Here is a 14,657-nt window from a genome sequence, read left to right as displayed (position 1 = left end):
TGGCGACACAGAAATAACTTTTTCAGTTGCCTTTTTGTTGGGAAAGGATGTTTTGAAGTGGACGAATTAAACTCGAAGGAAAATGATATCAAAACAAAGGATATGACTGACTATTACATCCAGCAAATGGAATTGACTAAAATAAAGAATAATCTCAACCAGGCTCAGAAGATCGCTAACATTGGAAGCCTGGAATACGATGTGAAAAACGATAAGGGGTTTTGGTCTGATCAGCTGTTTCGGATTTTTGGCCTAAAGCCTCAAAAGGACTTTTTTCCAGATTATAAAATGTATTTGAGTTACCTCCATCAGGAGGATCGCCCGGCTTTTGAAATTCAGTTTAAAAGACTGTTAAAGGAAAAGGACAGTGTGGATCTGATATGCCGGATAACCAGGCAGGATGGTGAGGAGCGTTATATTCACCATCGTGCGGATTATTTTGCGGAAGAAAGTGGATCAGCTAAAATCATTGCAACGATTCAGGATATAACTGAAAAACGGCGCATAGAAGAAAAGCTCTATGAAAACGAGCGGCGAATTGGGCAAATATATGAAAATCTTGAAGTAGGGATTTATTCTGCAGATCTTATTGAGAAGAAGGTTATTCATTTCTCGAGGGGAGTGGAAGGGATTTTCGGCTATTCAGCCGAGGAGTTCATTGCCGATTTCGATTTGTGGAACAATGTGATTCATCCGGATGATCTTCAGGGGGTAGAAGCAGAACGGGCGAAAATACTGAATGGGAATAGCATCCGCTATCAATATCGGATTGTTCATAAATCCGGTGAGGTTAGATGGGTTAATGATCACAGTATTCCGTACCTGAATGATAAAGGTGAGCTTATCCGGGTTGATGGATTTGTAACAGATATAACAGAACAAAAATGGCTTGAAAAGAGAATGAGGCGTATGGCTTTTTATGATCATTTGACCGATCTGCCGAACCGCCGGTACTTTGATCAGAAACTCCAAGACCTTATTGAAGAAGATTCACAGCAGAATTTCGCCGTCTTGTTTTTTGATCTGGAGCGATTAAAGCAGATTAATGATACATTTGGACACTCTTCAGGAGATGAACTGCTTAGGCTTGTTTCACATAGAATTAAGGAGAAGCTAAATTCAGTCTGTTTTTCAGCAAGAATTTCCGGTGATCAATTTGCGGTTATTATGGAATATATCCAGGAAAAAGAGGATCCTGCAAAATTAGCAGATACCATTAATCAAATTTTTTCTGAATCATTTCTTATCGACAGCTTTGAGCTTAATATTACCCCATCTATAGGCATAAGTTTATATCCGGATAATGGGATCACAGCTGATGAATTGATCAGAAATACGGAATCCTCCCTGTACCATGCCAAGCAGAAGGGGAATAATAGATTTCAGGTTTACCATCCCTCCATGGATATTGAATCTTATAAGCTATTTACCCTGGAACAGGATATGAGAAAAGCAATTCAACATGATGAGTTTTTTCTTGAATACCAGCCAAGAGTAGATACGAAGACCGGCAAAATAGTAAGTGCCGAAGCTTTATTAAGGTGGAATCATCCTGAATGGGGCAGAGTTTCCCCGCTGGAATTTATACCGGTAGCTGAGGAATCCGGATTAATTATTAATATAGGTGAGTACGTAATTAGGAAGGTATGCAGGCAGCTATACTCCTGGAAAGAAAAAGGTTTTACCGTTGTTCCGATATCCGTAAATATCTCTCCGCTGAGCTTTTTGAAAAATAGTCTTGTTCCGACAATTATGGAAGCGCTGGAAGAAAACCATCTGGATGCGTCACTGTTGGAAATAGAATTGACGGAATCTTCCCTAATCAACTATTCCGAGAACGTGATTGCAGTGCTTAAAGAATTGGGTGAATTGGGAGTGAAAATTGCACTGGATGACTTTGGGACCGGCTATTCCTCCATTACCCAGTTAAAAAAATATAAATTCGATATTCTGAAGATCGATAAAACCTTTATCCAGGCAATGGATACAAATGCGGAGGATGCCATCATTACAGCAAATCTGATCCGGCTGGCCCATGGACTGAATATGAAGGTGGTAGCAGAAGGCGTAGAGACCTTTGAACAGTTCTATTCCTTAAGAAAAAATGAATGTGACCAAATACAGGGGTATCTTTTCAGCAAGCCGGTTCCGCCTTCCGCCTTTGAGCAGAAACTGTTAATTGGCACCTTGAAGCCGCGAAATGTAAAGGAAGACAATGTGTTCAAAGGTTTGCGGAAGTATGTCCGGATCGAGTTTCCCTATCCGCTGGAAGCAGAAATGACCATCTTAGAGCTTAACAGCAAGCCTGTCAAAATGGGCAGTACCAAAATCTTGATTGAAGATATGAGTGCAGGCGGAGTAAAATTTGTATCAAAAATGAAACTCCCTGTGAGAAAGGATATCATTCTATTAATTGAAACTAGGCTATTAGGAGAGGTCCTATCCTTTACCGGGACGATTGTCCGAAAAGATGAAATATCGGATACTCTGACTAATTATGGCTTTCAATTTATTATTGAAGAGGGACCGCGAGCTGAATTGGCGAAGATGCTTGATACTCTGCAAATACAGCTTGAGCAAAACCCATCCGTCCCCGAATCCCGATTCATAGAAACAGCCAGCAGCCAGCTGTATTTCGAATAATATTTTTCTATAATTATCCTATTCTTCAAGCTATAATAGTTTCATTACAAACTGAGAGAGGGAGAATCGTATGGCTGAGTTATCGAACTGCCCGAAATGTGGTGCCATTTTTGTTAAAAACCAGTTCCGCGATGTATGCCAGGAGTGCTGGAAGGAAGAAGAAAAGGCCTATGAGACGGTTTACCAGTTTATCCGGAAGAGGGAGAATCGGACTGCAACCATCATTCAGGTTGTTGAAGCAACCGGGGTAGAGGAAGATTTAATTTTAAAGTTTATCCGTACTGGAAAATTGAAGCTGGCTCAATTTCCGAACCTGGGTTACCCTTGTGAAAAGTGCGGGGTCAGCATTCGGGAAGGCAAGGTCTGCAGGAGCTGTGCAGGAGAGCTGAGAAAAGATCTCCAGCAGTTTACCTCTGAAGAAGAACGAAGAAAAGAAGCAGCTCAACGAGAAAAACATGGCACTTATTTTGCCGTCAATGAAAAAATCAATAGACGTTTCTAAGCTATGTGACTCAGTCACATAGCTTTTTCTATAGGCTTATGGATGTATTTTTTGCCAAAGTTAAATTAACATTTAAAGAAACTGCACTTATAGCCGATAATAGATATAGGTTAAATCGACCGGAAAGAAAGTGAGGGGTACACATGAAAATCAATAACTTTGGTCCTTCAGGCGTGAACCCATACAAACGCCAAATGAACAAGCTTGAAAATACAGGCAAAACAGCCAGAACGGCATCAGATAAAATCGAAATCAGCTCTACTGCAAAGGAAATGCAGCAGGTATCACAGCTGAGTGAAAACCGCAAAGCCAAGGTAGAAGAGCTTAAGATTCAGGTAGAGAACGGCACCTATAAAATCAATCCAAAAGAAGTCGCAAAAAGCATCGCTGATTTTTATACGAAAAAATAATGAGGAGGGAATGGCATGTCAGCCGAAGCACTTACCGCATCCATGGAAAAACTGCATAAGCTTCATAAAAGCCTTTATGAACTTGCAGTTAAAAAGACAGATATGATTAAAACCGGCGACATGGACGCCCTGAATCAGATGCTGAAGGATGAGCAGACGCATATTGCGGCTATCGGCCGATTGGATAAAGAGCGGGAAAAGGCAGCGAAGCTGATTGCGCCTGCACTGGAAAGCCCTACAGTATCAGATTGTTTATCTATCCTTTCTCAGCCTGATCGTCTCAAGCTGGAGACCATCACGAAAGAGCTTGCTGAGCTGGTATATGAACTGAAAGAACAGAATTTCCTAAACCAGCAGCTTGTTCATCAATCCCTTCAGTTTGTAAATGTATCTATTAATCTTTTAAGGCCGCAGCCTGAAACGATGAACTATGGCCCGCCTGCCAAAAAGAATTTAGCAAAAATAAATCCAGGAATTTTCAACTCGAAAGTGTAGCAGAACGGAGGAACCAACATGCGTTCAACTTTCATGGGACTCGAAACAGCCCGCAGTGGCATGTTTACCCAGCAAAGTGCTTTATATACAACCGGACATAATATCTCAAATGCGAATACGCCGGGTTATAGCCGCCAGCGGATAAACTTTAATCAGACTACTCCTTATCCATCAATAGGAATGAACAGCCCACAGCTCCCTGGACAAATGGGTACAGGGGTTGAAGGCGGCAGTATCCAGCGGATTAGAGAATCATTTCTTGATGCCCAATACAGGACTGAAAGCACTAAAATGGGCTATTACGGTGCTATGAGTGAATCTCTAACTAAAATGGAAGAAATCATGAACGAACCTTCAGAAAATGGCTTGCACAGCACTCTGGAGAAGTTCTGGAATGCACTTCAGGACCTTTCAAGCCATACTGAGAATACGGGTGCCAGAGATGTAGTGGCAGCAACTGGCCAAATGGTTGCGGACACTCTAAATTACTATCATAATTCACTCACTAGAGTTCAAGAGGATATTGGAAGCCAAGTTGACGTAAAAGTAGATGCTATAAATGCAATTGTTTCTCAGATTAATCACCTTAATAAGCAAATTGCAGAGGTTGAGCCGCATGGATACCTGCCAAATGACATGTATGATGAACGTGACCTCCTTGTAGATAATCTATCAAAGCTGGTCAATATAAAAGTAACAAATGTGATTCCTAACAATTATGGAAATGCGAAATCCATTTCAGATGGTTTGTATAATATTGAAATGGTCCAGCAGGATGGAAGATCGTATGCTCCGCCAGTAAACCTTATTTCAGTTACAAAAGGGTCTGGAATCATTGGAACCAGTGAGGTTAAATTAGAGAAAAATAATGACGGTTTGATAACTGGATTAAAAGTTGGGAACAGCCAAGTGAACGATTTAAGTAATCTTTCAGGGGAATTAGCGGGGCTTATTAAAAGCTTTGGCTACGAATCAGGCGGGGAGCCTAAGGGGATTTATCCGGAAATGCTGGATAAATTAAACCGTATGACTGAAGCTTTTGCTAAAGAATTTAATAAGATTCATAGAGACGGTTATGCACTGGGTGCAGATGAAAATACCCCATCTGGTTTAGACTTTTTTATCTTTACCGAAGGCAAAGCTGCACAATCAATTAAGGTTAATCAAGATCTGCTAGATGATTCTTCTAAAATTGCAGCAGGAGCAGTAAGCGGCGCTTCAGGAGATAATGGCAATGCTCAGCTTCTGGCGGAACTAAGAAAGAAAAGCTTCAGTGATTATTCGTCTTTAAATCCTGGAGAAAAGGATAAACTAAATGGAAACCTTGATTCCTATTACTCCGGCATCATTGGTCGCTTGGGAGTTGACTCTCAAAGCGCTAAAAAGGACCTGAGAAATTCCTCCATACTTGCTGACTCAGTTGAACAAAACAGGCAATCCGTCAGTGCCGTGTCATTAGATGAAGAAATGACCAATATGATTAAATTCCAACATGCGTATAACGCTTCAGCCAGAAATATAACTGTGGTTGATGAAATGCTCGATAAGATTATCAACGGCATGGGCGTCGTAGGCAGATAAAGGGTGAAATAAAGTGCGCGTAACTCAATCAATGCTATCAAATAACATGCTTCGAAATTTAAGCAACAGCTATAGCCGACTGGACAAGCTGCAGGATCAAATTTCTACCCAGAAGAAATTTACCAAGCCTTCCGATGATCCAGTTGCTGCGATGATGGGGATGAACTATCGTACTGACTTAAACCGAATTGAGCAGTACACCCGCAATATTGGGGAAGTAAGAAACTGGGTTGACAGTACGGATGATGCTTTGGATAAAGGCGTTCTCGCACTGCAAAGAATTCGAGAACTTACACTTCAAGCCAGCAATGGCACTTTGGAGGGAGACCAGCGAAAAGCTGTTGCTGAGGAAATTAAACAGCTTAAGGAGCATCTGCATAATATCGGGGATACTCAAGTTGGCGGAAAGTATATTTTTAACGGGAATCAGACAAATGTACGGCCATCTGAATCAGGCTTTCAGAGTGGAACCATCGAGCTTGAAGTATTCTCAGGAATCAAAATTCCTGTCAATACGGAAGGAAAAGCTTTGTTTGGGGACATGCTCAGTGAAGAAGGAGATATCCAAAAGCTAATCACAGCTCTTGAAACGAATGATCCTGCGGTTGGAGATATGCTTGAAAACATTGATAAGAACATAGATAATTTCTTGTCTGCACGTGCTCTGATTGGAGCCAAGCAGAACCGTGTCGATTTGATGGAGGACCGACTTTCCCAGCAGGAAGTGTTCTCAACCAGAATTCTATCGGATAATGAAGATATTGATATGGAAAAAGCGATTATTGAGCTCACTACCCAAGAAAGTATCCATCGTGCCGCCCTTAGTGTTGGGGCAAGAATCATTCAGCCGACACTGACAGACTTTTTAAGATAATCAATGAAAAGCTATCCATGGGTGATAGCTTTTTTTCATAAGAGAGGTGCTTATCATGAACCTTCCGCAGATTAGACTGGAATCCAATTTTATCAAAATGGGTTTAAGGATAGAAAATCCAGTACAGGAGATCGAACAGCCCCCTGCCATCCAATATATCCAGCAGCCAAAGGCCATCCTGGAAATTGAAACAATCCCAGGAAAGCTGACGATCGACCAGACCAAGGCACGAGAGGACGTCGACCTTAAAAGTGTCAGCAGAAGAATAGAAGAGTTTGCCCAAAACGGGTTCCAGGATTGGCTAAAAGGAATGGAGAGAAGGGCTGTACAGGGAACAGAGCTCATGAAAATTGAAAACGGCGGTAATCCAATCGCTTATCAGGCCAGGGAAAGCAGTGAAGGTCCTCGTAAACAGTTTAATATTGGCTGGGTACCGTCTCATAATAGTGTAAAAATCCAATACGAACCAGCCAAAGTCAACATCGAAGCTCAGACGCAAAAGCCGAAGATTGAAGTTGAGATCAGAAAGCCGGTACATACTTATATGCCTGGAAAAGTAAGCACAGAAATTCTTGAGAAAAACAGCCTGAATATTGATTTTATCAATCTAACAAGATAGCAATGAGGTGAAAAGATGAATATCCAAACAAAGTTTCATGGTGAGCAGGAAATAAAAAAGGACGATATTATTAGTTTTCCATCCGGCATCCCGGGCTTTTTAGAGGAGAAGGAGTTTTATATTCTCCCTCTTGAAGGGACAGATTTATTCGTGCTGCAATCAGTAAAAACACCTGAGGTGGCTTTTATTGTGACCGATCCATTTGTTCTGTTTCCACAATATGAGTTTGATTTGCCAGAAGAGGCATTAGAAAAATTAGAAATCCAATCAGATAAAGATGTGGCTACCTTTACGATTTTGACAGTAAAGGATCCATTTGAGGAAACAACCGCTAACCTGCAGGCTCCATTAGTCATTAACCATACGAAAAAACTGGGCAAGCAAGTCATTCTTAATCAAACACCTTACCAGACAAAGCATAAAATCATGACACCTCAAGAACAGGGGGAGAGATAATGCTTGTACTTACAAGGAGACTTAAAGAATCGATTATGGTTGGTGACGATATTGAAATCTCTATTCTCTCTATAGTCGGTGACCAGGTAAAGCTAGGCATCAATGCGCCGAAAAATGTTGATATACATAGGAAGGAAATATATATTTCCATTCAGCAGGAGAACAGTAGTGCAACTGAAACAGACGCTAGCGCAATTGAAGGTTTGAGCAGCTTTTTAAAAAGCAATAAAAAATTTTTCCAAACCATTAAACACCTGTCAAAATAAGTCGATATAACCATTGTAAAGCTGAACAGCAAAGAGGCGGCCGACTTTTGCTGGTTGGTAAACAAACCACATGGATGTGGGACATATCTCAAGGAGGAAGTAAATAATGAGAATTAATCATAATATTGCGGCGTTGAATACTTATCGTCAGTTGAATAGTGCTTCAGGCGCTCAATCAAAATCTATGGAGAAATTATCTTCAGGTCTTCGTATTAACCGTGCTGGTGACGACGCTGCTGGATTAGCAATCTCTGAAAAAATGCGTGCTCAGGTTCGTGGTTTAGACCAAGCTTCTAAAAACTCTCAAGATGGTATCTCAATGATTCAAACTGCTGAGGGTGCATTAAACGAAACACATGACATTCTTCAACGTATGCGTGAACTTGCTACACAAGCAGCTAACGATACTAATGTTGGTGTTGACCGTTCTGAAATTCAAAAAGAAATCAATCAATTATCTTCTGAAATTAATCGTGTAGGTAATACTACTGAGTTCAATACACAGAGTCTTTTAAAAGGTGACGGGAAGGTAGACCTTAAGACAACTGGACTAAGCGATGTTGCTGGAAAATTAACAACTGGTACTGATGCAACAACTACTCAAGCTACTCAAACTACTACTCTAACTGCAGCAGCTGAAGCAGGAGATACAGCAACCTTTACTTTAAATGGTGTTGACTTGACAGTGACATTTACAGCTAGTGCTTCAAATGGTACTGCTGCTGGAGATAATCAAGGGTATAATGTTACCGGAACATCTGCAGACGTAGCTATCGATGCTAGTCCTGGAACTGCTAATGCAGCAGCAGGAATAAGAGATGCTCTTCAAAAAATGATTGATGAGAATGATCAACTAAAAGGAAATTATGAGGTTTCGGGTACTGGCGATGATATTACAATCAAAGCTGTAAAAGGTGGTGCTTTTGATGGTGCTGCTGGAGTAATTGGAGCTGCTTCACTATCTGCTAATGATACAGATGGAGACGCTACTGGCGGTATTGCTAATTCAGGTGGAGCTGCTAACAATGGTACAAATGTTGCAGCTGTAAAAGCTACAAAAGAAATTAATTTTGATTCTCTTGTAGGTGCAGACGCTGCTACGACTGATGCTAATATTAAAAAATTAGTTGAAACTGGTTTAACAATTAATGGTAAACAAGTTGAGTTCTACAATGCTAATGATGGTGCTTACACTGGCGATGCGATTGGTGTTAACATCAGTACTGCATTAGCAGCTGGAACTAATGAAGAAAAAGTTGATGAACTTGTTAAAAACATTGCTCAACAAGTTGCAAAGAATATTGATGGTGTTGAATTAACTCAAAAAGGAACTACATCAGGTGATACTGCTCAAGTTTTAGTAATAAGTGCAGCTGAAGGTGGAGTTGCTGGTAATAACATTGAAGTTAAAGATGGTGGAGTTCAAGAAGACTTTAAAGCTACCTTCCAAGTAGGTGCTAATAAAAACCAAAGCTTCACAATTGATATCAAAGACATGCGTTCTGATGCATTAGGTATCACTGGTAAAGCGGGAGAAGCTGGCTTCACAGCTACAAACACTGTAACTGACGGTACAAGCAGTAATACACAAGAAGCAGCTCTTGATGTTTCAACTCACGAAAGTGCATCTGCAGCAATCAAAACTATCAATGATGCAATTGAAAAAGTATCATCTGAGCGTTCTAAACTTGGTGCATTCCAAAACCGTTTAGAGCATACTATCAACAACTTGAACACATCTTCTGAAAACCTAACTGCTGCGGAATCTCGTATCCGTGATGTAGATATGGCGAAAGAAATGATGAATCAAACGAAGAATTCTATTCTTTCCCAAGCAGCACAAGCAATGTTGGCACAAGCTAATCAACAACCACAAGGGGTTTTACAGCTTCTTCGTTAATATTAGAACATTTGAAAGAGACTCTAGCTTTGCTAGGGTCTTTTTTAATATGTCCAAGTAGTTTAGAAACTTCCTTACCTCCTCCTTAACAATTCTAAGATTATACCGATATAAAAAATAAAGTAGTTATTCTATTTAGGTAGGAGATTATAATGATAGAGCGAATATCATCTCAAAATACTTCTCTTACAACTAGATCAGTACATACAGATGAACATTTAAGCAAGTTCCGGGCTAAAGAAATAAATAAAGAAATCTCATATCAGCCAAAACTAAGTGACCAAGTAAGGAAAGAACAGCTAACAGATGTAGTCGATAGCATGAACGAGTTCTTACAAGCTTCTCACACCTCATTAAAGTTTGTTCTTCATGAAGAGTTAAATGAATATTACGTAACATTAGTTGATGACATAACCCAGGAAGTCGTAAAAGAAATCCCATCAAAGAAAATGCTTGATATGTATGCCGCAATGACAGAATTTGTTGGCTTAATGGTAGATAAGAAGATTTAAAGGAGGAATTCCATTGGTTAGAATCGGAGGTCTGGCGAGCGGGATGGATATTGACCAGCTTGTCTCAGATCTAATGAAGGCAGAACGGATGCCTCTTGATAAATTAAAACAGAAGAAACAAGTGTTAGAATGGCAGCGTGATGATTACCGTGCAATGAATTCATTACTATTGGACTTTAGAAGTGAATTGACGCAGATGAAGCTGACTACACGTTATCGCTCGCGTCTGACAACTTCTTCAAATGAAGCAATGGTAACCGCCACAGCAAGCGGTGCAGCCAGCCAGTCTTCCTACTCGATTTCGAAAGTAACACAGCTGGCGAGTGCTGAGACTCGAGTAAACGGTGGCAGTATTTCTGCGGATGGGAAGTCCATAGACCCAAGCAAAAGCCTATATGCACAGGAAAACAGTTTTATGTATAAAGGCAATCATACAGATTCAAATGGAAACACTGTCGCGAGTGCTTGGAAAAATGGTGCTGTATTAAGGAAAAATATTGATGTGACCGATCCAGATGCCATTAGTTTCGGAGATATGTCCAAAGTGGACCTAAGTGAACTTAGCTCCTGGAGTGTAAAGGTTAATGGGGTAGGGTTTAATGCGCTGAGTGAGGCAGAATTGAGTGCGGCGAACCGTCCCTTAAAAGAGAATGAAGTGCTGGTAAAAGAAGATGGCACCCTGCAATTCGGCAAGGAACCTGCAAAGGGAAGTGTCATTAAGATTGATTATGTGGCTACTGAACGGTCGGGTTCACACGCTATTTCAAGCAGCACTTCCTCCATTCAATTGGCACAAGGTGCCTTGAACGAAGTGAAAAGCATTAAGATCAAGGAAACAGCGTCCGGAACGACCACTGAAAAAACTTTTTCTATGGGTAATATCGTGGATGGAGAAAGAGAAGTACTCGATGATGCCAATAAAGTGGTAGGCACCCTTAACTATGAAACAGGAAAAATCACGTTTAATTCTGATATGCAAAAGCCGGCAGAGGGATCTAGTACATCGATGAGCCTGGAGATTACATATGATCACAAATACACTGCTTTTTCAGTCGATACCTCAACTTCCAAAGGAGAGCGTCATGATTCCTTCCTTATCTCAGGCAGTGAGTCTCTGAATAATGTCATCAGTAAAGTCAACGCTTCAGGCGCTGGTGTCAACATGTTCTTTGACAGTGCTACTGGCCAAATGACGATGACCCGCACAGAGACGGGTGATTTTAATAAAGGCGGGGCTGAAATCACGACAAGCGGCAGCTTTCTTAATGATATTCTGCGCTTTAAAGGGGCTGCGGTCAAAGAAGAAGGAAGAAATGCAGAATTCGTGATTAACGGTCTGGCTACGAATCGGAGCTCAAACACGTTTGAAGTAAACGGTGTAACCTTTACTCTTAAGCAGACGTTTGAAGATCAGCCTGTCAGCATCAATATCAGCAATGATTCCACAAAGGTTTTTGACAATATCAAGGCATTTGTGGATAAATACAATGAAATGATTGATAAAATCCAGAAAAAAACGGGTGAAGAGCGCTATAGAAGCTACACCCCATTAACCGATGAACAGCGTGAGCAGCTATCGGACAAGCAGCAGGAGCAATGGGAAGAGCGGGCTAAAAGTGGTCTCTTGCGCAAGGATTCTACGCTTCAGTCTGTTTTATCGGGGATGCGGATGAACTTTTACCAGCCCGTATCGAATGATCTGGTTTCTCCGCTTTATAATCAGCTGGCCAGTATCGGCATTAAAACGACCAGCAATTATTTAGAAGGCGGTAAGCTTGAAATTGATGAAGCCGCACTGAAAAAGGCAATCGAAGATGATCCTGTGTCTGTTGAGAATCTTTTTAGGGGGGAAGGACAGACAGATGGGCAGAGAGGGATTGCCCACAGGCTTTATGATACCGTAAACGCTGCTATGGATAAATTGAAGACAAAAGCCGGAAACAGCTTTTCAACCAATCAGCAGTTCACCATTGGCAGGGAACTGAATGATGTAGGCAAGCGGATTGATAGCTTTGAAGATAAATTAAAGCAGGTTGAAGACCGCTACTGGCGCCAGTTCACCGCCATGGAAAAAGCAATTCAGCGGTCCAATGAGCAGTCCATGTTCCTCATGAACCAATTTGGCGGCATGTAATAAAAAGGAGTGTTACAAATGGCAGTAAGCAATCCATACCAATCTTATCAGCAAAACTCAGTGAATACAGCATCTCCTGGAGAGCTGACACTGATGCTATATAACGGCTGCCTGAAGTTCGTCCATCAGGCTAAAAAAGCCATAATGGACAATAACATTGAGGTGAAAAACACAAATATCCAGAAGGCGCAAAATATTATACAAGAGCTGATGGTTACGCTGAATATGGATGTAGAGGTATCTTCAAACATGATGGCTTTATATGATTATATGAACCGGAGGCTGATGGAAGCGAATGTCAAGAATGAGACAGCTATTCTTGATGAAGTCGAGGGTCTTGTAACCGAATTCCGCGACACATGGAAGGAAGTCATCCAGGTCAATCGTCAGAAGCAATTCTCCCAAGGCGGCACTGTGTAGTGAGTTCGGTTCAAAGTTTTTATGATTTAACCCTCGAATTAATCAAAACGCTGGAACATCCAAAGCTTGACCGTGATGCGAAAATGAATGATGTCGATATTCTTCTTGAAAAACGCCAGCAGGCAATAGCTGGCATGGCTCCTCCCTATTCAGAAACCGAAAAGGATCTGGGAGCCAGGCTGATCAGCCTCAATGCAAAAGTCACCCAGCTGATGACAAGGGAAAAGCTATTTATTCAAAAAGACATCAAAGACTTAAACGTTAAAAAAGAATCAACCGGAAAATATGCAAATCCCTATCAATCCATGGCAACGGACGGCATGTTTTATGATAAAAGAAAATAGGTGACTAACTTTGTTGACTCTGACCGAAGAGCAGTATATTTTTTTGAAGGAATACAGCGATTTATTATATACCATTGATGAGGCATTTGATTATATAGTAAAAAGCTTTAGCGATTTTAGCAAAACAGAGGGAGATCGGCTTCTTGGTGATGTTTTTCAGGCATTCCCTCAAGTCGCTTCAGCTCATGAACAGCTTAGCTATCTTGTTCAAGGCAATCAGACGATGCTAAAGGCTATTGCTGATATTAGTGCAGTAGCCGATCAGGCTGAACTCCTTATTCAGAACTTTGACGATCTTCCTGTTAGACAGGAGATCATTTCGAAAAAGCTCTATCCCGCATTTGCAGTGTGGCATAAAAATATTCAGCAGGAATTAAATCCATATATACAGTCCTAAATAGGATCAGGCTTAAATAGCCAGGAGGTGTTCCCTTGGATATCCCATTAATGTCCATGGTCTTATCTCATGGCCAGGTCCAGCAGCAGGCATCCATCTCAGTCATGAAGAAAGCCATGGATCAAGCGGAGGGAAATGCAGAATTTATTAATAAGATGATGAGCGGGTCCCAGATACAGTCCCTCCAGCACGCAGCCCAGCCCCACTTGGGCGGCAGTATTGATATAAAAAGATGAGCAGCAAAAGGAGCTGCTCGTTTTTTTATATACGTCACCAATTCGACAAATATTCTCAATCTTTTTACCAGTTTCAGCAGGAGTTTTTAGGGGTAAAATAGAAATATAAATACATAGTCTTAATATACTTTTAAGACTAGGCATTTCCTTTTCAGACATTACTGGTGATTTTCACAGTAAACGCTAATGAAAAGGCTGTCATTGTATAATGAGAAGGAGGAGTTCACGTATGAATTACAACATTCGTGGTGAAAACATTGAGGTAACTCCAGCAATTAGAGAGTACGTAGAGAAGAAAATTGCTAAGTTAGAAAGGTATTTTACTGAAACTCCTGATGCAAATGTACATGTAAACTTAAAAACGTATAACAATAACCGCTCTAAAGTGGAAGTAACGATTCCGATGCCGAATCTGGTTCTTCGGGCAGAGGAAGATCATGATGATATGTATGCAGCGATTGATCTGATTACAGATAAATTGGAGCGTCAAATCCGCAAGCATAAAACAAAAGTGAACCGCAAGTTCCGCGAAAAAGGCAATCTGACTGCTGTGTTTGCAGCATTGGAAAATGAGGCAGAGGTCCCTGAAGTGGAAGAAGATGATAACGACCTTGAAGTTGTCCGCCAAAAGAGCTTCGATTTGAAGCCGATGGACAGCGAAGAGGCGATCCTTCAAATGAACATGCTGGGCCATAGCTTCTACGTGTTCACGAATGCAGAGTCTAACTTAACCAATGTAGTGTACAAGCGTAAAGATGGCCGCTATGGTCTGATTGAAGCGCAATAATAAAACGTGAAAACCCCGCTGCTGAGGCGGGGTTTTCGTTTGTTTGGGTTCACTATTGAGCTATTTGCAGGAATTGGTCTG

At 41.1% G+C, this 14,657-nt stretch carries 17 protein-coding genes; all 17 read left to right on the top strand.

The window, feature by feature from the left end; translation table 11 throughout:
* The first annotated feature begins 57 nt into the window (after nt 1–57).
* Entirely contained in the window at nt 58–2,643 is a 2,586-nt protein-coding gene (locus ACXAD1_RS21815; RefSeq protein WP_474910965.1) for an EAL domain-containing protein, read from the top strand.
* Nucleotides 2,644–2,713: 70 nt separating this feature from the next.
* Entirely contained in the window at nt 2,714–3,145 is a 432-nt protein-coding gene (locus ACXAD1_RS21810) for a TIGR03826 family flagellar region protein (RefSeq protein WP_474910964.1), read from the top strand.
* 143 nt (nt 3,146–3,288) lie between these two features.
* Nucleotides 3,289–3,555: a flagellar biosynthesis anti-sigma factor FlgM gene (gene flgM / locus ACXAD1_RS21805; RefSeq protein WP_474910963.1), complete on the top strand. Its 267-nt coding sequence runs from the start codon at nt 3,289–3,291 to the stop codon at nt 3,553–3,555.
* Between the two features lie 15 nt (nt 3,556–3,570).
* Nucleotides 3,571–4,050: a flagellar protein FlgN gene (locus ACXAD1_RS21800; RefSeq protein WP_474910962.1), complete on the top strand. Its 480-nt coding sequence runs from the start codon at nt 3,571–3,573 to the stop codon at nt 4,048–4,050.
* A gap of 18 nt (nt 4,051–4,068) precedes the next feature.
* Nucleotides 4,069–5,631 carry a flagellar hook-associated protein FlgK gene (gene flgK / locus ACXAD1_RS21795; RefSeq protein WP_474910961.1) on the top strand — a complete coding sequence of 521 codons (1,563 nt, stop codon included), beginning with the start codon at nt 4,069–4,071 and terminating at the stop codon, nt 5,629–5,631.
* 13 nt (nt 5,632–5,644) lie between these two features.
* The gene (gene flgL / locus ACXAD1_RS21790; protein ID WP_474910960.1) at nt 5,645–6,505 is read left to right on the top strand and encodes a flagellar hook-associated protein FlgL; all 861 of its coding nucleotides are present in this window, start codon (nt 5,645–5,647) and stop codon (nt 6,503–6,505) included.
* Nucleotides 6,506–6,560: 55 nt separating this feature from the next.
* Entirely contained in the window at nt 6,561–7,124 is a 564-nt protein-coding gene (locus tag ACXAD1_RS21785) for a DUF6470 family protein (protein WP_474910959.1), read from the top strand.
* Nucleotides 7,125–7,139: 15 nt separating this feature from the next.
* The gene (fliW, locus tag ACXAD1_RS21780; RefSeq protein WP_474910958.1) at nt 7,140–7,580 is read left to right on the top strand and encodes a flagellar assembly protein FliW; all 441 of its coding nucleotides are present in this window, start codon (nt 7,140–7,142) and stop codon (nt 7,578–7,580) included.
* On the top strand, nt 7,580–7,846 hold the full coding sequence (csrA, locus tag ACXAD1_RS21775; protein WP_474910957.1) for a carbon storage regulator CsrA: 267 nt from the start codon (nt 7,580–7,582) through the stop codon (nt 7,844–7,846). Before fliW ends, csrA begins: the two co-directional genes overlap by 1 nt.
* A gap of 106 nt (nt 7,847–7,952) precedes the next feature.
* Entirely contained in the window at nt 7,953–9,746 is a 1,794-nt protein-coding gene (locus tag ACXAD1_RS21770) for a flagellin N-terminal helical domain-containing protein (RefSeq protein WP_474910956.1), read from the top strand.
* Between the two features lie 152 nt (nt 9,747–9,898).
* Complete coding sequence (flaG, locus tag ACXAD1_RS21765; RefSeq protein WP_474910955.1) at nt 9,899–10,258, top strand: flagellar protein FlaG; 360 nt, start codon at nt 9,899–9,901, stop codon at nt 10,256–10,258.
* Between the two features lie 13 nt (nt 10,259–10,271).
* The gene (gene fliD / locus ACXAD1_RS21760) at nt 10,272–12,392 is read left to right on the top strand and encodes a flagellar filament capping protein FliD (RefSeq protein ID WP_474910954.1); all 2,121 of its coding nucleotides are present in this window, start codon (nt 10,272–10,274) and stop codon (nt 12,390–12,392) included.
* A gap of 18 nt (nt 12,393–12,410) precedes the next feature.
* Nucleotides 12,411–12,812, top strand: a complete 402-nt coding sequence (fliS, locus tag ACXAD1_RS21755; RefSeq protein WP_206840092.1) for a flagellar export chaperone FliS — start codon at nt 12,411–12,413, stop codon at nt 12,810–12,812.
* The gene (fliT, locus tag ACXAD1_RS21750; protein WP_474910953.1) at nt 12,812–13,156 is read left to right on the top strand and encodes a flagellar protein FliT; all 345 of its coding nucleotides are present in this window, start codon (nt 12,812–12,814) and stop codon (nt 13,154–13,156) included. The genes fliS and fliT overlap by 1 nt, the downstream gene beginning before the upstream one ends.
* Before the next feature lie 13 nt (nt 13,157–13,169).
* On the top strand, nt 13,170–13,553 hold the full coding sequence (locus ACXAD1_RS21745) for a DUF8042 domain-containing protein (protein WP_244671194.1): 384 nt from the start codon (nt 13,170–13,172) through the stop codon (nt 13,551–13,553).
* A gap of 35 nt (nt 13,554–13,588) precedes the next feature.
* Nucleotides 13,589–13,789: a YjfB family protein gene (locus ACXAD1_RS21740; RefSeq protein ID WP_474910952.1), complete on the top strand. Its 201-nt coding sequence runs from the start codon at nt 13,589–13,591 to the stop codon at nt 13,787–13,789.
* 229 nt (nt 13,790–14,018) lie between these two features.
* Entirely contained in the window at nt 14,019–14,576 is a 558-nt protein-coding gene (gene hpf / locus ACXAD1_RS21735; RefSeq protein ID WP_474910951.1) for a ribosome hibernation-promoting factor, HPF/YfiA family, read from the top strand.
* Nucleotides 14,577–14,657: the final 81 nt, after the last annotated feature.

It is taken from the genome of Cytobacillus sp. ABV4_503 (assembly GCF_056158445.1).
This window is presented reverse-complemented; position numbering and strand designations above follow the sequence as displayed.

What these genes read in the sequence shown, in the direction of transcription:
- ACXAD1_RS21800 (WP_474910962.1), top strand. Translation starts at nt 3,571, where the DNA reads ATGTCAGCCGAAGCACTTACCGCATCCATGGAAAAACTGCATAAGCTT.
- ACXAD1_RS21770 (WP_474910956.1), top strand. Translation starts at nt 7,953, where the DNA reads ATGAGAATTAATCATAATATTGCGGCGTTGAATACTTATCGTCAGTTG.
- flgM (WP_474910963.1), top strand. Translation starts at nt 3,289, where the DNA reads ATGAAAATCAATAACTTTGGTCCTTCAGGCGTGAACCCATACAAACGC.
- fliS (WP_206840092.1), top strand. Translation starts at nt 12,411, where the DNA reads ATGGCAGTAAGCAATCCATACCAATCTTATCAGCAAAACTCAGTGAAT.
- hpf (WP_474910951.1), top strand. Translation starts at nt 14,019, where the DNA reads ATGAATTACAACATTCGTGGTGAAAACATTGAGGTAACTCCAGCAATT.
- flgK (WP_474910961.1), top strand. Translation starts at nt 4,069, where the DNA reads ATGCGTTCAACTTTCATGGGACTCGAAACAGCCCGCAGTGGCATGTTT.
- flaG (WP_474910955.1), top strand. Translation starts at nt 9,899, where the DNA reads ATGATAGAGCGAATATCATCTCAAAATACTTCTCTTACAACTAGATCA.
- csrA (WP_474910957.1), top strand. Translation starts at nt 7,580, where the DNA reads ATGCTTGTACTTACAAGGAGACTTAAAGAATCGATTATGGTTGGTGAC.
- ACXAD1_RS21785 (WP_474910959.1), top strand. Translation starts at nt 6,561, where the DNA reads ATGAACCTTCCGCAGATTAGACTGGAATCCAATTTTATCAAAATGGGT.
- fliW (WP_474910958.1), top strand. Translation starts at nt 7,140, where the DNA reads ATGAATATCCAAACAAAGTTTCATGGTGAGCAGGAAATAAAAAAGGAC.
- ACXAD1_RS21810 (WP_474910964.1), top strand. Translation starts at nt 2,714, where the DNA reads ATGGCTGAGTTATCGAACTGCCCGAAATGTGGTGCCATTTTTGTTAAA.